16 protein-coding genes and 1 pseudogene are annotated in these 15,915 nt (G+C 71.6%); 7 read left to right on the forward strand and 10 right to left on the reverse strand.

Annotated features, from left to right (window positions below; all coding sequences use genetic code 11):
- Nucleotides 1–242: 242 nt before the first annotated feature.
- From fomD to Sdi02f_RS09820, 3 genes are all read right to left on the reverse strand, one after another.
- On the reverse strand, nt 243–956 hold the full coding sequence (fomD, locus tag Sdi02f_RS09810) for a cytidylyl-2-hydroxypropylphosphonate hydrolase (protein WP_108933095.1): 714 nt from the start codon (nt 954–956) through the stop codon (nt 243–245).
- 85 nt (nt 957–1,041) lie between these two features.
- A complete protein-coding gene (locus Sdi02f_RS09815; protein WP_031087829.1) occupies nt 1,042–2,427 on the reverse strand; it encodes a class II fumarate hydratase in 1,386 nt (461 codons plus the stop codon).
- 103 nt (nt 2,428–2,530) lie between these two features.
- Nucleotides 2,531–4,198: a fumarate hydratase gene (locus Sdi02f_RS09820; protein WP_030400801.1), complete on the reverse strand. Its 1,668-nt coding sequence runs from the start codon at nt 4,196–4,198 to the stop codon at nt 2,531–2,533.
- A 223-nt stretch (nt 4,199–4,421) separates the two neighbouring features.
- Between Sdi02f_RS09820 and Sdi02f_RS09825 the strand changes: the two genes are divergently transcribed.
- Together Sdi02f_RS09825 and Sdi02f_RS09830 are read left to right on the forward strand one after the other, a co-directional pair.
- Entirely contained in the window at nt 4,422–5,102 is a 681-nt protein-coding gene (locus tag Sdi02f_RS09825; protein ID WP_108933096.1) for a DUF1707 SHOCT-like domain-containing protein, read from the forward strand.
- 105 nt (nt 5,103–5,207) lie between these two features.
- Nucleotides 5,208–5,585, forward strand: a complete 378-nt coding sequence (locus Sdi02f_RS09830; RefSeq protein ID WP_030400799.1) for a WhiB family transcriptional regulator — start codon at nt 5,208–5,210, stop codon at nt 5,583–5,585.
- A 209-nt stretch (nt 5,586–5,794) separates the two neighbouring features.
- Here Sdi02f_RS09830 and glpX read toward each other — a convergent pair whose 3' ends face one another.
- A complete protein-coding gene (glpX, locus tag Sdi02f_RS09835; protein ID WP_030400798.1) occupies nt 5,795–6,826 on the reverse strand; it encodes a class II fructose-bisphosphatase in 1,032 nt (343 codons plus the stop codon).
- 126 nt (nt 6,827–6,952) lie between these two features.
- Here glpX and Sdi02f_RS09840 point away from each other — a divergent pair, with 126 nt between their 5' ends.
- Nucleotides 6,953–7,486, forward strand: a complete 534-nt coding sequence (locus Sdi02f_RS09840) for a DUF4245 domain-containing protein (protein WP_108933097.1) — start codon at nt 6,953–6,955, stop codon at nt 7,484–7,486.
- Nucleotides 7,487–7,587: 101 nt separating this feature from the next.
- On the opposite strand, the gene Sdi02f_RS09845 is transcribed toward Sdi02f_RS09840, so the two are convergent.
- The gene (locus Sdi02f_RS09845) at nt 7,588–8,178 is read right to left on the reverse strand and encodes a malonic semialdehyde reductase (RefSeq protein WP_030400796.1); all 591 of its coding nucleotides are present in this window, start codon (nt 8,176–8,178) and stop codon (nt 7,588–7,590) included.
- A gap of 233 nt (nt 8,179–8,411) precedes the next feature.
- Here Sdi02f_RS09845 and Sdi02f_RS09850 point away from each other — a divergent pair, with 233 nt between their 5' ends.
- On the forward strand, nt 8,412–8,633 hold the full coding sequence (locus tag Sdi02f_RS09850) for a DUF4287 domain-containing protein (RefSeq protein WP_030400795.1): 222 nt from the start codon (nt 8,412–8,414) through the stop codon (nt 8,631–8,633).
- Between the two features lie 61 nt (nt 8,634–8,694).
- Here Sdi02f_RS09850 and Sdi02f_RS09855 read toward each other — a convergent pair.
- The 4 genes and pseudogenes from Sdi02f_RS09855 to Sdi02f_RS09870 all read right to left on the reverse strand — a co-directional run.
- Nucleotides 8,695–8,787, reverse strand: a pseudogene (locus Sdi02f_RS09855) (aminoglycoside phosphotransferase family protein); the annotation flags it as partial.
- A 118-nt stretch (nt 8,788–8,905) separates the two neighbouring features.
- Complete coding sequence (locus Sdi02f_RS09860) at nt 8,906–9,172, reverse strand: exodeoxyribonuclease VII small subunit (protein ID WP_030400794.1); 267 nt, start codon at nt 9,170–9,172, stop codon at nt 8,906–8,908.
- A 9-nt stretch (nt 9,173–9,181) separates the two neighbouring features.
- A complete protein-coding gene (gene xseA / locus Sdi02f_RS09865) occupies nt 9,182–10,390 on the reverse strand; it encodes an exodeoxyribonuclease VII large subunit (protein ID WP_031087838.1) in 1,209 nt (402 codons plus the stop codon).
- Nucleotides 10,391–10,644: 254 nt separating this feature from the next.
- Nucleotides 10,645–12,027 (reverse strand): APC family permease, encoded by a 1,383-nt coding sequence (locus Sdi02f_RS09870; protein WP_108933098.1) that lies wholly within the window; start codon nt 12,025–12,027, stop codon nt 10,645–10,647.
- 104 nt (nt 12,028–12,131) lie between these two features.
- On the opposite strand from Sdi02f_RS09870, the gene Sdi02f_RS09875 reads away from it, so the two are divergent.
- The gene (locus tag Sdi02f_RS09875) at nt 12,132–13,148 is read left to right on the forward strand and encodes a 4-hydroxy-3-methylbut-2-enyl diphosphate reductase (RefSeq protein ID WP_030400791.1); all 1,017 of its coding nucleotides are present in this window, start codon (nt 12,132–12,134) and stop codon (nt 13,146–13,148) included.
- A 53-nt stretch (nt 13,149–13,201) separates the two neighbouring features.
- The gene (gene ppgK / locus Sdi02f_RS09880) at nt 13,202–13,942 is read left to right on the forward strand and encodes a polyphosphate--glucose phosphotransferase (protein WP_108933099.1); all 741 of its coding nucleotides are present in this window, start codon (nt 13,202–13,204) and stop codon (nt 13,940–13,942) included.
- Nucleotides 13,943–13,982: 40 nt separating this feature from the next.
- Here ppgK and Sdi02f_RS09885 read toward each other — a convergent pair whose 3' ends face one another.
- Nucleotides 13,983–14,414 (reverse strand): DUF6542 domain-containing protein, encoded by a 432-nt coding sequence (locus Sdi02f_RS09885; RefSeq protein WP_370592266.1) that lies wholly within the window; start codon nt 14,412–14,414, stop codon nt 13,983–13,985.
- Nucleotides 14,415–14,775: 361 nt separating this feature from the next.
- Here Sdi02f_RS09885 and ychF point away from each other — a divergent pair, with 361 nt between their 5' ends.
- A complete protein-coding gene (gene ychF / locus Sdi02f_RS09890; protein WP_030400788.1) occupies nt 14,776–15,864 on the forward strand; it encodes a redox-regulated ATPase YchF in 1,089 nt (362 codons plus the stop codon).
- The last annotated feature ends 51 nt before the right edge of the window (nt 15,865–15,915 follow it).

A 15,915-nucleotide genomic window follows, 5' to 3' on the forward strand; every position in this document is an offset into this window, starting at 1 on the left:
GGAATCCCGATACCCGCAATCCGTGTCCAAGGAACGGGATTCCCGCGTGGTCAGAGGCAGTTCCTGTGCCGCCGGCGGACCGTCTGCGGCCCGTCTCCGTGTTGCCCTCGTACCCCTCGCTCACGTCCTGCCGCCCCTCGGTGACGATCGGTCAAGCACAGTGCGCGCTCCGCCGGTTGCCGCTGCCGCGCTCGTTGCGGAGGACGATCCTACGTTTCTTGCCGGGGGGCACATCAAGGGTCTCACGAGGAGACGTGCGCGGGCGTGCGATCCCAGTCCCCCGGCAGGGAGGGCACCGGCCATGCCGGATCGGGCCGCCAGTCCTCCCAGCCGTCGGCGAACGGCGTCCCCCAGGCCCGGATCTCCGCGACCGCGGCCCGGCCCGCCCGCCGCACCCGCTCGGCCTGCGCCGGGCCCATCAGCCCGTCCCGCCGGGCCTGCGCGAACTCGTCCTCGTCGCGCCAGTGCCAGGTGCGGTCCGGGTGGACCGAGATGTCCAGGAAGTGGTCCTGGGAGTCGACCCCGCCCTCCCAACGGGCCAGCGGCTCCTCCAGGTTGACGTACCAGTTCTTGAACCGCCAGCCCGGGTCCCAGAACAGCCACACCGACCAGGCCTCGCCGGGCCGCGCCAGCTTCAGCACCCCGGTGCCGAACCACCGGTCGCGCTGCACGGTGCGCGGCTTGGTGTAGCGCGAGGCCAGCGGTTCCAGGTGCACGGGCGTGCCGTCCGCGAGGACCGGCTTCACGCACTCCGTGCCGGGCGCCAGCCACACGGCGAGCAGGTCGGCGTCGTCCCGCACGACGGTGACGGGGCGGGCGATGTGCACGTGCGGGCCGCCGTTCTCCCGGTACCGCCACAGGATGTGACGGCCGGGTGCCCAGTAGTCCACCGGGTCCGCCGGGCCGTCCGCCCCCGGTCCCGTCGCCGCCGCACTCACCGCTTCACCGTCTGCCATGGACAGATATTAGGTGCCGTGGCCCATCGACGCGCCGAGGACCGCGGGGTGTGCGCCGGCGCACGCCCCCGGTCGCCGGGCTCCCTCACGGACGGGTCATCCGCAGCACGTCGAGCGCCTCGTCCAGTTGTTCCCGCGTGAGGTCGCCGCGCTCGACGTACCCGCCCTCCAGCACGACCTGACGGATCGTCCTCCGCTCGGCCAGCGCCTTCTTGGCGACCTTCGCGGCCTCCTCGTACCCGATGTACTTGTTGAGCGGGGTGACGACGGAGGGGGACGACTCCGCGTACTCCCGCGCCCGTTCCCGGTGCGCGACGATCCCGTCCACGGTCCGGTCGGCGAGCAGCCGGGAGACGTTGGCCAGCAGCCGCACCGACTCCAGGACGTTCTTGGCGATGACCGGCAGCATGACGTTCAGCTCGAAGTTGCCGGCCGCCCCGGCGGCGGCGACCGTGGCGTCGTTGCCGGTGACCTGGGCGGCGACCATGAGGACGGCCTCGGGGATCACCGGGTTGACCTTGCCGGGCATGATGGAGGAGCCCGGCTGGAGGTCGGGGAGCGCGATCTCCGCGAGCCCGGTGCGGGGCCCGGACGCCATCCAGCGCAGGTCGTTGGCGATCTTCGTCAGCCCGACTCCGATGGTCCGCAGCTGCCCGCTGGTCTCGACGACGCCGTCCCGTGCGCCCTGCGCCTCGAAGTGGTCGCGCGCCTCGGTCAGCGGCAGCCCCGTCGCGCGGGCCACCTCCTCGATGACGGCCGCGGAGAAGCCGGGCGGGGTGTTGATGCCGGTGCCCACGGCCGTGCCGCCCAGCGGCAGCTCGGCGAGGCGCGGCAGGGACGCCCGGAGCCGCTCGATGCCGTACCGCACCTGGGCCGCGTACCCGCCGAACTCCTGGCCCAGGGTGACGGGCGTGGCGTCCATCAGGTGCGTGCGCCCGGACTTCACCACGTCGGCGAACTCCTCCGCCTTGCGCTCCAGGGCGCCGGCGAGGTGGTCGAGGGCCGGGATCAGGTCGCGGGTGACGGCGGCGGTCGCGGCGATGTGGATCGAGGAGGGGAAGACGTCGTTGGAGGACTGGGAGGCGTTGACGTGGTCGTTGGGATGCACGTCGCGGCCGAGCCGCTCACCGGCCAGGGTGGCGATGACCTCGTTCGTGTTCATGTTGGACGAGGTCCCCGAACCCGTCTGGAACACGTCCACGGGGAAGTGCTCGTCCCACTTCCCCTCGGCGACCTCCGCGGCCGCCTCCTGGATCGCGCCCGCGAGATCCTCGTCGAGCACCCCCAGCTCGGCGTTGACCTTCGCGGCCGCGGCCTTGATCCGCGCGAGCGCCTCGATGTGCGCGCGCTCGATCCGCTGCCCGGAGACGGGGAAGTTCTCGACGGCGCGCTGCGTCTGCGCGCGCCACTTCGCGTGGACGGGGACGCGGACCTCGCCCATGGAGTCGTGCTCGATGCGGTAGTCGCTCATACCGGGTACAGCGTGCGGGGCGGGGCGGATGTTCCTGGGGTCCCCCCGACCGGGTGCGGGGAGGGGCGGCGGGTCGAAGAGACTCCCCACCGCCCCGGACGGCCTAGGCCAGCCCCGGCCCCCGCACCGGAATCGTCGTGAACGTCGGCGCCGGCGCCGGGTCCTGGAAGAAGTCGTTGCCCTTGTCGTCCACCACGATGAACGCCGGGAAGTCCTCGACCTCGATCTTCCAGACCGCCTCCATGCCGAGCTCCTCGTACTCGACGACCTCGACCTTCTTGATGCAGTCCTGCGCCAGCCGCGCCGCCGGCCCGCCGATCGACCCCAGGTAGAAGCCGCCGTGCGCATCGCACGCGTCCGTGACCTGCTTGCTGCGGTTCCCCTTGGCCAGCATCACCTTGGAGCCCCCCGCCGCCTGGAACTGCTCCACGTAGGAGTCCATGCGCCCCGCGGTGGTCGGACCGAAGGACCCGGAGGCGTACCCCTCCGGCGTCTTCGCGGGGCCGGCGTAGTACACCGGGTGGTCCTTCAGGTACTGCGGCATCTCCTCGCCCGCGTCCAGCCGCTCCTTGATCTTGGCGTGCGCGATGTCGCGGGCCACGACCAGCGGGCCGGTCAGCGACAGCCGGGTCTTGACCGGGTGCTTGGTCAGCTCGGCCAGGATGTCGTCCATCGGACGGTTGAGGTCGATCCTGACGACGTCCCCCTCCGACTCGAGGTGCTCGTCCGTCGTCTCCGGCAGGAACCGCGCCGGGTCGGTCTCGAGCTGCTCCAGGAAGACGCCCTCGGCGGTGATCTTCGCGACGGCCTGCCGGTCGGCGGAGCAGGACACGGCGATGGCGACCGGGCAGGACGCCCCGTGCCGGGGCAGCCGCACCACACGCACGTCGTGGCAGAAGTACTTGCCGCCGAACTGCGCGCCGATGCCGATCTTCTGGGTCAGCTCGAAGACCTTCTCCTCCAGCTCCTTGTCCCGGAAGCCGTGCCCGAGCTCCGAACCCTCGGCCGGGATCTCGTCCAGGTAGTGCGCGGAGGCGTACTTCGCGGTCTTCAGCGCGTACTCGGCCGACGTGCCGCCGACCACGATCGCCAGGTGGTACGGCGGGCACGCGGCCGTGCCCAGCGAACGGATCTTCTCCTCCAGGAACTTCATCATGGAGGACTCGTTCAGGACGGCCTTCGTCTCCTGGTACAGGAACGACTTGTTGGCCGAGCCGCCGCCCTTGGCCATGAACAGGAACTTGTAGGCGCCGCCGTCGGTCGCGTACAGCTCGATCTGGGCCGGGAGGTTGGAGCCGGTGTTCTTCTCCTCCCACATGGTCAGCGGGGCCATCTGCGAGTAGCGCAGGTTCAGGTTCTTGTAGGCGTCGTAGATGCCCCGGCTCAGGGCCTCCTCGTCGCCGCCCGCGGTGAGCACGTTCTGGCCGCGCTTGCCCATGACGATCGCCGTACCGGTGTCCTGGCACATCGGCAGCACGCCCGCCGCCGCGATGTTCGCGTTCTTCAGCAGGTCGAGGGCGACGAACTTGTCGTTGCCGGACGCCTCCGGGTCGTCGATGATGCGGCGCAGCTGCGCCAGGTGGGCCGGGCGCAGGTAGTGCTGGATGTCGTGGATGGCCTCCTCGGCCAGCTTGCGCAGCGCCTCCGGCTCCACCTTGAGGAACGTCCGCCCGTCGGCCTCGAAGGTGGAGACGCCCTCGGCGGTCACCAGCCGGTACGGAGTGGTGTCCTCGCCCTGGGGGAGCAGATCGGTGTACGCGAACTCAGGCATCTCGCCCATTCCTCACTAGACATCACGCGCGGCTGGACTTCGCTGGATCTCCGGCGGAGCTCCCAGCAACGACGGCTGGCCTCCATTGGCAGCGCCCACCAGCGTAAAACCTGCCCGCGGCGCCGGGCTTGTGAGGTAAGGCTCAGTTGGCCGGACCCTGGGCGACGACGACGTCGTCCACAGGGGCTGGTCGCGATCTATCGCGTTTCGGTACGCTACGGCCGTGGACCTTCACAAGCACGCCCCCGCCGCCCCGCGCACCTCCGAGCTGCGCGCCTCGGACGCCGACCGCGACCGCGTGGCCGACATGCTGCGCGAAGCCCTCGCCGAGGGGCGCCTCACCGCCGACGAGCACGCCGAGCGCGTCGAGGGCGTGCTGGCCGCCAAGACCGTCGGTGAGCTGGACCTCTTCGTGCGGGACCTGCCCGCCGCCCACCGGGCCGGGGGCGCGCCCGCCCCGGCCCCGCACGCCCCCACCGCCGGCGCCATCCCGGCGGAGCCCGACGAGAACGTGGTGGCGGTCTTCAGCAGCGCCGTCCGCAAGGGCCGCTGGCGGGCCAACCGCCGCATCCACGCCTACGCGGTCTTCGGCAGCGTCGAGATAGACCTCAGCGAGGCGGTCTTCGAGTACCAGCAGGTCGTCATCAAGGCGTTCTCCGTCTTCGGCAGCGTCGAGGTCCGTGTCCCGGAGAACGTGTCGGTGCGGGGCGCGGGAGGCAGCGTCCTCGGCAGTTTCGAGGTCCACACCCTCGACTCCGACGAGGCCGAGGCGCCCGTGGTCTACGTGGACGGCTGGGCCGTGCTCGGCAGCGTCGAGGCGCGTCCCAAGCGCGGGAAGATCGTCGCGGACATCCTCGACCGGGTGCACCGCCGGGTCGAGAAGGGCGTGCGCAAGCATCTGTAGCGCGGCCCCGGCGGCGGTGGGGAACCCAGTGCATAGGCGCGCGTACAACGGGTAAGCCTTGACGCATCGTCTCTCGCTAGCGAAGCCGTCGTCAGGAGTAGACCCGTGCTGCAACCGCCGCATTCGTCCCTGCAGGTAGCTGCCGTTCCGGCCCAGCGGGGGCCCGTGCGGGACAGGGACCAAGACGCTCCCTGGCACACCGAGGCGGTGTGCCGGCGCGACGAGGCCGGACTGTTCTTCGCCCCCTCCAAGGAACCGACCGCCGCCCGGCTCTCCCGCGAAGAGGCCGCCAAGCGCGTCTGCGCGCGCTGTCCGGTCATGGTCGAGTGCCGCGAGCACGCCCTCCTGCAACCCGAGCCCTACGGCGTCTGGGGCGGCCTCACCGCCGCCGAACGCCGTGTGGTCCTCGCCCGGCGCCGCCGCCGCGAGATGGAACTCAAGAACCCCGCCCGCACGACGGGCCGCATAGCCGCGGCCGGTTAGGGCCCGGGCAAGCGGAAGGGCACCCTCTCCGCACAGAGGGTGCCCCTTTCACGCCGGGGACGACTCACGACTTGCCCACGGCACTTCCCGACGCCGGGCACTGCCGCCAACCGAGGGGCGCGGGGACTGCGCGACAAGCCACGGCGTACGCCGCACCCGCCCCTGGCAGGCACCCCCGACTCAATGGGCACCGCGCACGTCCGACGGAGTCACTTCGCCCGGTCGAAATCGATCGCGCTGTACGCCCGCAGCTTGCTCAGCCGGTGCTCGGAGTCGATCCGGCGCACCGTCCCCGACTTGGACCGCATCACGATCGAGTCGGTCGTCGCCGTCTCCGACCGGTACCGCACCCCGCGCAGCAGCTCGCCGTCGGTGATGCCGGTGGCGACGAAGAAGACGTTGTCCCCGGAGACCAGGTCGTCGGTGGTGAGAACCCGGTCCAGGTCGTGGCCCGCGGCCACGGCACGCTGCCGCTCCTCGTCGTCCTTGGGCCACAGCTTGCCCTGGATCGTGCCGCCCAGGCACTTCACGGCACAGGCCGAGATGATGCCCTCCGGCGTGCCCCCGATGCCCAGCAGCAGGTCGATGCCGGTGCCCTCGCGCAGGGCCAGGATGGAGCCGGCCACGTCGCCGTCGGAGATCAGCTTGATCCGGGCACCGGTCTCCCGGACCTCCTTGATCAGGCCCTGGTGCCGCGGCCGGTCGAGGATGACGACGGTGACGTCCTCGGGCGTGCGGCGCTTGGCCTTGGCGATCCGGCGGATGTTCACGGCCACGGGCGCGTTGATGTCGACGAAGTCGGCGGCCTCCGGGCCGGTGACCAGCTTGTCCATGTAGAAGACCGCCGACGGGTCGAACATGGAGCCGCGCTCGGCGGCGGCCAGCACCGCGATCGCGTTGGTCATGCCGTTGGCGGTCAGCGTGGTGCCGTCGATGGGGTCGACCGCGATGTCGACCTCCGCACCGGTGCCGTCGCCGACCCGCTCCCCGTTGAAGAGCATCGGGGCCTCGTCCTTCTCGCCCTCGCCGATGACGACGACGCCGTTCATCGAGACGGTGTGGACGAGGGTGCGCATCGCGCGCACCGCGGCACCGTCGGCGCCGTTCTTGTCACCGCGTCCGACCCAGCGGCCGGCGGCCATGGCCGCGGCCTCGGTGACCCGGACCAGCTCCATGGCGAGGTTGCGGTCGGGGGCCTCCGAGGGGACGTCCAGCTCGGACGGGAGATGATGCTCGGTCATCGGAACGCACCTTTCTGATACGACGACGGCCGGATGAGGGTGTGCTCACGACTCTATCGTCAGTCCGACAGAATGAGCAGGGGACCCCACGTATGAGCACATGGGGGACCTGCGACGATAGGGAACGTGGCAGGTACGAAAGGCAAGCAGAAGACGGCCCGGGACATGGTCCTCTCCCTGGGGGTCATCGTTCTCGCGGGACTGGTCATGTGGCTCTTCATCCCGCACGACGACGGCGGACCCGACATCAAGCGGGTGGACTACACGGTCGAGCTGACCACCGCGCGCCGCGCCGCGCCGTACCCGGTGGCGGCGCCCGAGGGGCTGGCCAAGGAGTGGAAGCCGACCTCCGTCCGCTACCGCGGCGCCGAGGACAACACCTGGCACCTGGGCTACCACGCCCCCGACGGGGAGTACGTGGCGGTCGAGCAGTCGACGGGCAAGCCGTCCGAGTTCATCGAGCAGGCCAGTCAGGGCGGGAGCAGGACCGGGACCACCGAGGAGATCGGCGGCCGGACGTGGACCCGTTACACGGGCGGACGCTACGAGGCGCTGGTGCTGCAGGACACCGACGGCGTGAAGGGCGCGACGACGGTCGTGGCCGGCACGGGGTCGTTCGAGCAGCTGGGCCAGATGGCGGCGGCGCTGAAGCTGGCCTGACCCGGCCGCCCCGGCTGCGCGGCACCCGTACGCTGCCGCCGAGCGGCCGCGCACACGACGAAGCCCCCGGTGCACCGGGGGCTTCGTGACGCTCGTCGGTCTCAGACCGTGGTGACGACCTGCTCGTAGGCCAGGCGCGGGGAGCGCGGGAACCAGGCGTCCGGGCCCGGGCGGCCGATGTTGACGACCATCAGCGGGGTGTGGTCGTCGTCCAGGAACTCCTTGCGCACGCCCTCGAAGTCGAGGCCGGTCATCGGCCCGGCGGCCAGGCCGGCGGCGCGGACGCCGACGATGAAGTACGCGGCCTGCAGGGCGGCGTTCAGCGACGCGGCGCCCTCGCGCACCGGGCGCTCGCTGAAGAAGGCGTCCTTGATCTGCGGAGCGTGCGGCATGAGCTGCGGCAGCTCCTCGTGGAACTCGTTGTCCGCCGACAGGATCGCGACCAGCGGGGCGGTGGCCGTCTTGGGCTGGTTGCCCTCCGCCATGTGCTTGACCAGGCGCTCGCGGGCCTCGGCGGAGCGGACCAGCGTGATGCGCAGCGGCGACTGGTTGAAGGCGGTCGGGCCGTACTTGACCAGGTCGTAGATCGCCTGCACCTGCTCGTCGGTCACCGGCTCGTCGGTGAAGGTGTTCGCGGTGCGGGCCTCGCGGAACAGCAGGTCCTGGGCGGCGGGGTCAAGAACGAGAGACATACCTGATCTTCCTTGCGGGTGCGTCGGCTCCGCGTGACGTGGGGCGGAGCCGTTGACGGGGACGACCTTACGGCAAAGAAGTTCAAGCTTCAACCAAAGTCGGGGTGCGGTGATCCGCTTCACACGATCACCGCACAGGTGGTGCGGATCACAGCCGTCCGGCGCTCATTTCTCCGCCCGGCGACGGTCTCATCCGCCAGTACACGTCGTCCGCCCTTGGGGAGAACACCGACATGACCAGCAGCACCGTGAAAGGCCCGGCCTCCTACTTCCCGTCCATCGAGAAGAAGTACGGCCGTCCGGTCGCGGAGTGGAAGGACCTCGTCCGCTCCTCGCCGCTCACCCGGCACATGGAGCTGGTCGCCTGGCTCAAGACCGAGCACGGCCTGGGCCACGGGCACGCCAACGCACTCGTCGCCCACACCCTGGCCGAGGACACGGCGAAGGAGAACTGAACGAGGCCCCAAGGCGGGGCGGCCAACGACTCCTGTCAGGTCACGGCCGGCCCGCGGGGCCTCACAGCCGGGATCTCAGCACGTCGACCTCGCACCCCGGCGCGAACGGGTCGAAGCCCTGCCCGATCAGCGGGCGCACCGCCAGCAGGCTCCGCCCGATCGCCGGCGTCGCCGGGTTTCGCACGTGCGGCGACGCGGCTCACCGGGCTCGCGGCCCCGCGGCCCCGAGCACGTCACCGGCGCCGCTGGCCAGGCCGGGCCCGGCGCCTTCGTCAGGGCTCCCGGGACGGCTCGCCCTCGCCCTCGTCCTCCGGGCCCGCCTCCTCGGCCAGCGCAGCGTCCAGGCGGGCCCGGGCGCCGTCGAGCCGGCGGCGGCAGACCTTCGCCAGCTCCTCGCCCCGCTCCCACAGGGCGAGGGACTCCTCCAGCGTCGTACCGCCGGCCTCCAGTCGCCGGACGACCTCGATCAGCTCGTCCCGCGCCTGCTCGTACCCGAGCGCCTCGGACATCGCCGTCGTCTGCTCCACCTCGCTGGTCATCCACCCACCCTATGCGTCGACTCGTACGGAGAAATCGCCCTCGGACACACGTGCGCGCAGGGTTTCGCCCGGCTCCACCTCGCCGGGGTCGCGCACCGCGTGGCCGTCGGCCCGCTGCAGCACCGCGTACCCGCGCTTGAGGGTCGCGGCGGGGGAGAGGGCCACCACGCGCGCGTGCGTGTGCGTCAGCTCGGAGTCGGCCCGGTCGAGGTGGTGGCGCAGCGCACGGCGGCCCCGCTCCAGCAGGGCCGTCACCTGCTCGGCCCGCTCCTCGATCATCCGGTGCGGGTCCTGTATCGACGGCCGGGCCAGCGCGTGCGCCAGCCCCCGCTCCTCACGGTCGACGAACGCCGCCACGCACCGCCGGGCGCGGTCGCGCAGCAGCCGTACCCGCTCGTACTCCTCGCCGACGTCCGGCACCACCTTCTTGGCGGCGTCGGTCGGCGTGGAGGCGCGCAGGTCGGCGACCAGGTCGAGCAGCGGGCTGTCCGGTTCGTGGCCGATCGCCGAGACGACCGGCGTACGGCAGGCGGCGACCGCCCGCACCAGTTGCTCGTCGGAGAACGGCAGCAGGTCCTCCACGCTGCCGCCGCCGCGCGCGACGACGATCACGTCCACGTCGTCCAGCGCGTCCAGCTCCTTCACCGCCTGCACCACCTGCGGCACCGCGTGCACGCCCTGCACCGGGACGTTGCGCACCTCGAAGCGGACGGCGGGCCAGCGGTGCCGGGCGTTCTCCAGGACGTCCCGCTCGGCCGCCGACGCCCGCCCGCACACCAGGCCGATCAACTGCGGCAGGAACGGCAGCGCCTTCTTGCGCTCGGCCGCGAACAGCCCCTCGCGCGCGAGGGCCTTCTTCAGCTGCTCCAGACGGGCCAGCAGCTCCCCGACGCCCACCGGCTTGATCTCGGCGGCCCGCAGCGACAACTGCCCGCGCGGCGCGTACCACTCCGGCTTGGCGTGCACCACCACCCGCGCACCCTCGCCCACCACGTCCGCCACGGCGTCGAACACCTGCCGGTAGCAGGTCACGCTCACGGAGACGTCGTACGACGGGTCGCGCAGCGTCAGGAACACCACACCGGCGCCCGGCCGCCGCGAGAGCTGCGTGATCTGCCCCTCGACCCACACCGCGCCGAGCCGGTCGATCCAGCCCCCGATCAGCCGGGACACCTCGCCCACGGGCAACGGGCTTTCGGGGGTCGAGTTGACAGCCATGCGCCCGAGCGTAACGGCCGGGTCCGACAATCCGGCCCGCCCGGCCCGCCCGGCCCGCGCCCCTGGCCCCAGGGGCCGACGTCACCGCGGCCCGCGGTCCCGCGGGGTCGCGCTCCCGGCCCCGGATCCGCCGCGCCTTCCCGCGCGGTGGGGGTGTCCCCGCGCGGTGTCCGCGTTTCCCGGACGTCGCCGGGCTTCGTTCCCGCGCGGTGCGCCCGTTCCCGCGTGGTGTCCGCGTTCCGTGCGCCCCGGCGTCACACGCCCGCCGCCTCCGTGCCCCTGCGCCCCCGCCACTGCACCGCCAGTACCACCAGCCCCACCGCCAGCCAGATCGCGCCGACCACCTGTGCGGCTGCCGACGCCTCCACGATGACCGCGATCGTGATCGCCGCGCCCAGCACCGGCACCAGCAGGTGCCGCCACCAGCTCACCGCGCCCCCGCCGCGCCGGACCACGAACCAGCCCACCACGCTCGCGTGCAGCAGCGTGAACGCGGTCAGCGCGCCGACGTCGACCACCGAGACCAGGTGGTCGAGACCGTCGCTGCGGCGGGCCGCCCACACCGCCGCCGCCATCGTGATCACGGCCGACACCAGCAACGCCACGCGCGGCACCCCGGAGTCCGTCCGCGACAGCACCCCCGGCAGCCGCCGGTCGCGGCCCATCGCGAACAGCAGCCGCCCGGCCGCCGCCTGCCCGGCCAGCGCCGCGAACGCCGCGCCGATCGCCTTGCTCACCGCCACCAGGTCGTGCAGCCACGTGCCCACCGAGGTGTCCACGGCGTCGTAGAACGCGGCCCCCTGCCGCTCCGGCTGCGCCGCCAGGGTCGCCGACGACACCGGCTCGAGCAGCGCCACCAGGTACGTCTGCGCCACGAACAGCACACCGGCCAGCGCCAGACAGAACAGCAGCGCCCGCGCGACCTTCGCCGAACCGCCCGTGACCTCCTCCGCGAACGTGGCGATCGCGTCGAAGCCCAGGTACGACAGCACCGCCACCGACACCGCGCCGACCACCGCCGACAGCGCGAACGACCCCTGGCTTCCGTCCCCGGACAGCGGCGACAGCCAGTCGCGCGCGGTCCCGTCCTGCACCAGCACCACGATCGCCGCGGCCACGAAGACGATCAGGACGACGATCTCCATGGCGAGCACCAGAAAGCCCACCCGCGCGGCCGTCCGCACCCCCCACAGGTTCAGCAGCGTCGTCACGACGACCGCGATCGCCGTCCACACCCACCGCGACACCTCGGGGACCAGCGCCTCCATCGCGATGCCCGAGAAGAGGTACGCCACCGCCGGGATCAGGACGTAGTCCAGCATCGCCATCCAGCCGGCGATGAAACCGGCCCCGGTGCCGAGTCCCGCGCGCGCGTAGGCGAACACCGACCCCGCCTGGGGGACCACCCGCACCATCTGCGCGTAGCTGAACGCGGTGAACGCCATCGCGACCGTGGCGATGACGTAGACGAGGGCCACCGCACCGTGCGACTTGGCGTCCAGCGTGCCGAAGACGCCGACCGGCGCCATGGGCGCGATGAACAGCAGCCCGTAGACGACCAGGTCCCTGAAGCCCAGACTGCGTTCGAGCTGCTGCTGCGCACCGGCCCCGCGGGCCGTCGTACCGTTCTGCGACATCGTTCCTCCGCCGGCGCCTCGGACTCCGTCTCCAGACGTTCCCGCCAGTCTCCCCGGCCACGCCGTACCCACGCGATCTTTGACCCGCCGAACGCGGCCTTACGATGGGTGCCATGACTGCTTCGCCTGGCCGCCGTGTCCTGCTCGCCGCCCCCCGTGGTTACTGCGCGGGTGTGGACCGCGCCGTGATCGCCGTCGAGAAAGCCCTGGAGCAGTACGGGGCTCCGGTGTACGTCCGCCACGAGATCGTCCACAACAAGTACGTCGTGCAGACCCTGGAGAAGAAGGGCGCCATCTTCGTCGAGCGGACGGAGGAGGTCCCCCCGGGGAACATCGTGATGTTCTCCGCGCACGGCGTGGCCCCCGTCGTCCACGAGGAGGCCGAGCGCGGCAGGCTCGCCACCATCGACGCCACCTGCCCGCTCGTCACCAAGGTCCACAAGGAAGCCGTCCGCTTCGCGAACGACGACTACGACATCCTGCTGATCGGCCACGAGGGCCACGAGGAGGTCATCGGCACCTCCGGCGAGGCGCCCGACCACATCCAGCTCGTCGACGGCCCGGACGACGTGGCCAAGGTGGAGGTCCGCGACCCGTCGAAGGTCGTCTGGCTCTCGCAGACCACCCTGTCCGTCGACGAGACCATGGAGACCGTCGACGCGCTCAAGGACAAGTTCCCCCAGCTCGTCTCCCCGCCGAGCGACGACATCTGCTACGCCACGCAGAACCGCCAGCTCGCGGTCAAGCAGATGGGCGCCGAGGCCGAGCTGGTGATCGTCGTCGGCTCCCGCAACTCCTCCAACTCCAAGCGTCTCGTCGAGGTCGCCAAGCAGGCCGGCTCCCGCGAGGCGTACCTGGTGGACTTCGCGGACGAGATCGACGCGTCCTGGCTGGAGGGCGTCACCACGGTCGGCGTCACCTCCGGTGCCTCGGTCCCCGACGTCCTGGTCGAGGAGGTCCTGGAGTGGCTCTCGCAGCGCGGCTTCGAGGACGTGGAGATCGTCAAGGCCGCCGAGGAGTCGATCACCTTCTCCCTGCCCAAGGAGCTGCGCCGCGACCTGCGCGAGGAGGCGGCGTCCCTGGTGGCGGAGCGCGGCGGTTCGGGTACGGCGGGAGCCTGACCGGCCGGACCACCGCCCGGGTGACTGTCAGTCGTCCGTCGTAACGTAGGGCCATGCAGATCTTCGGCGTGGACATCGGCGGATCCGGGATCAAGGGCGCCCCTGTGGACCTCGACAGGGGCGACCTGGCCCAGGAGCGCTGCAAGGTGCTGACCCCGCACCCGGCGACCCCGGACGGCGTGGCCGACGGTGTCCGGCAGGTCGTCGAGCACTTCGGCTGGACCGGCCGGGTCGGCCTCACCTTCCCGGGCGTCGTGACCGGCGGTGCCACGGTGCGCACCGCGGCCAACGTCGACAAGAGCTGGGTCGACACCGACGCCCGCGCCCTGTTCAGCGAGCGGCTGGGCGGGCTGGAGGTGACGGTGGTCAACGACGCGGACGCGGCGGGCGTCGCCGAGATGCACTTCGGGGCCGGCCGCGGCCGCAAGGGCACGGTCGTCCTGCTCACCTTCGGCACGGGCATCGGCAGCGCCGTCTTCACCGACGGGGTCCTCGTCCCCAACACGGAGCTGGGCCACCTGGAGCTGGACGGGCACGACGCGGAGAAGCGCGCCTCCAGCAAGGTCAAGGACGACCACGACATGTCGTGGGAGCACTGGGCCCGCCGCGTCCAGAAATACCTCGCGCACGTCGAGATGCTCTTCTCGCCCGAGCTGTTCGTCATCGGCGGCGGGGTCAGCCGCAAGGCCCACAAGTTCCTGCCCCGCATCGAGGGCATCCAGGCGGAGATCGTCCCCGCTCAGCTCCAGAACAACGCGGGGATCGTGGGCGCGGCGATGCACGCGGCCGGCTGAGTGGCGCCGGCGCGGGCGCGGGTGCGGGTGCGGGGGCCGGTCACGGCCGGGCCGGGGGCCGGTTGCGTGCCGCCGCCCGTCGCCGCACCAGCCGGATCCGGCGGACGATCACGACCGACCCGGCGATCAGCGTCCCGCCGTACAGCCAGCCGACCCCGGTGGCCAGCGCGGTCACCATCCCCATCAGCCGCCCGCTGAGACCGTCCCCGCTCTCGGCCACGGGCACCAGCCCCACGGCGTAGGCGATCGGCGCCACCACGGGCGCGGTCAGCAGGTCGCCCCGGCGCACCCAGAGCGCGGTGAGCAGGCTCACCGGTACGAAGAGCACGCCGTACACGGTCACGGACGCGCCGAACAGGAGCTGGTCGAGGAACCCCAGCAGGGTCATCACGGCCGCGCAGAACAGGCCGCTGCCCAGCCCCGTCAGCCGGGGGTTGGGCATCCCGCGCAGGGCGCGCACCACCCGGGCCACCGGCGAACCCGGCGGGCCGGGAGCCGGCCGGACCGGTGCCGGCCGCTGTCGCACCGGCCGCCCGACCCGCCCCGCCGGGGGCCGTGCGGCGGCGGCACCGCCACGTCCCTGGGCGGGCAGCGGCGCCCGGTTCCGTCGCGGTCCGTACTGCGCAGGTCGCGTCCTGTATTGCTCCACTGGACCAACTTAGGTCGGTTTATGTGCCGAATAGCCCGACAGACACGCCGTCGGGCGCGCCTTGGCCAAGCGTTCGACTCCGCGGGGGCCCGCCACGGCTCACCCCGTAGACTGGTGGATCGGCCCTGCCCGGCCTGCCCCATCCCATCCACCGCTCCGCATCTCACGTACGGGAAGTCGCAACGTGTCGCTCACGATCGGAATCGTCGGTCTGCCGAATGTCGGCAAGTCGACCCTGTTCAACGCCCTGACCAAGAACGACGTGCTCGCGGCCAACTACCCGTTCGCCACGATCGAGCCCAACGTCGGCGTCGTGGGCGTCCCCGACCCCCGCCTGACGAAGCTGGCCGAGATCTTCTCCTCCGAGAAGGTCCTCCCGGCCACGGTCGACTTCGTCGACATCGCGGGCATCGTGCGCGGCGCGAGCGAGGGCGAGGGCCTGGGCAACAAGTTCCTGGCCAACATCCGCGAGTCCGACGCGATCTGCCAGGTCATCCGCGCCTTCAAGGACGAGAACGTCGTGCACGTCGACGGCAAGGTCTCGCCGAAGGACGACATCGAGACGATCAACACCGAGCTGATCCTCGCCGACCTCCAGACCATCGAGAAGGTCCTCCCGCGCCTCCAGAAGGAGTCGCGCATCAAGAAGGACGTCGCTCCCAAGGTCAAGGCGGTCGAGGAGGCCAAGGAGATCCTGGAGAAGGGCGACACCCTCTTCTCCCGGGGCATCCTCCAGGGCACCGAGCGCGCGGAACTCCTCCACGACCTCCACCTCCTGACGACGAAGCCCTTCCTCTACGTCTTCAACGTCGACGAGGACGAGCTGACCGACGACGACTTCAAGAACGAGCAGCGCGCCCTGGTCGCCCCCGCCGAGGCGATCTTCCTCAACGCCAAGCTGGAGGCCGACCTCGCCGAGCTGGACGAGGACGAGGCCCTCGAACTCCTCCAGTCCGTCGGCCAGGACGAACCCGGCCTCGCCACCCTCGCCCACGTCGGCTTCCGCACCCTCGGCCTGCAGACCTACCTGACGGCCGGCCCCAAGGAATCCCGCGCCTGGACCATCAAGAAGGGCGCCACCGCCCCCGAGGCCGCCGGTGTCATCCACACCGACTTCCAGAAGGGCTTCATCAAGGCCGAGGTCATCTCCTTCGACGACCTGGTCGCCACGGGCTCGGTCGCCGAGGCCCGCGCGAAGGGCAAGGCGCGCATGGAGGGCAAGGACTACGTGATGCAGGACGGGGACGTGGTGGAGTTCCGGTTCAACGTGTAACCGGTTCATCGCTTTTCGTCAGGCTTCGTCAAGCGCTCAAGCAGCAGGGGT

The organism is Streptomyces ardesiacus (assembly GCF_003112575.1).
Taxonomy (GTDB): Bacteria; Actinomycetota; Actinomycetes; order Streptomycetales; family Streptomycetaceae; genus Streptomyces; species Streptomyces ardesiacus.

Excerpts from the sequence above, each read along its gene's own strand:
- glpX (WP_030400798.1), bottom strand. The coding sequence starts at position 6,826 with ATGACCGAGCATCATCTCCCGTCCGAGCTGGACGTCCCCTCGGAGGCC.
- xseA (WP_031087838.1), bottom strand. The coding sequence starts at position 10,390 with ATGGCTGTCAACTCGACCCCCGAAAGCCCGTTGCCCGTGGGCGAGGTG.
- ppgK (WP_108933099.1), top strand. The coding sequence starts at position 13,202 with ATGCAGATCTTCGGCGTGGACATCGGCGGATCCGGGATCAAGGGCGCC.
- Sdi02f_RS09815 (WP_031087829.1), bottom strand. The coding sequence starts at position 2,427 with ATGAGCGACTACCGCATCGAGCACGACTCCATGGGCGAGGTCCGCGTC.
- Sdi02f_RS09870 (WP_108933098.1), bottom strand. The coding sequence starts at position 12,027 with ATGTCGCAGAACGGTACGACGGCCCGCGGGGCCGGTGCGCAGCAGCAG.
- Sdi02f_RS09875 (WP_030400791.1), top strand. The coding sequence starts at position 12,132 with ATGGGTGCCATGACTGCTTCGCCTGGCCGCCGTGTCCTGCTCGCCGCC.
- fomD (WP_108933095.1), bottom strand. The coding sequence starts at position 956 with ATGGCAGACGGTGAAGCGGTGAGTGCGGCGGCGACGGGACCGGGGGCG.
- Sdi02f_RS09845 (WP_030400796.1), bottom strand. The coding sequence starts at position 8,178 with ATGTCTCTCGTTCTTGACCCCGCCGCCCAGGACCTGCTGTTCCGCGAG.
- Sdi02f_RS09860 (WP_030400794.1), bottom strand. The coding sequence starts at position 9,172 with ATGACCAGCGAGGTGGAGCAGACGACGGCGATGTCCGAGGCGCTCGGG.
- Sdi02f_RS09850 (WP_030400795.1), top strand. The coding sequence starts at position 8,412 with ATGACCAGCAGCACCGTGAAAGGCCCGGCCTCCTACTTCCCGTCCATC.
- Sdi02f_RS09820 (WP_030400801.1), bottom strand. The coding sequence starts at position 4,198 with ATGCCTGAGTTCGCGTACACCGATCTGCTCCCCCAGGGCGAGGACACC.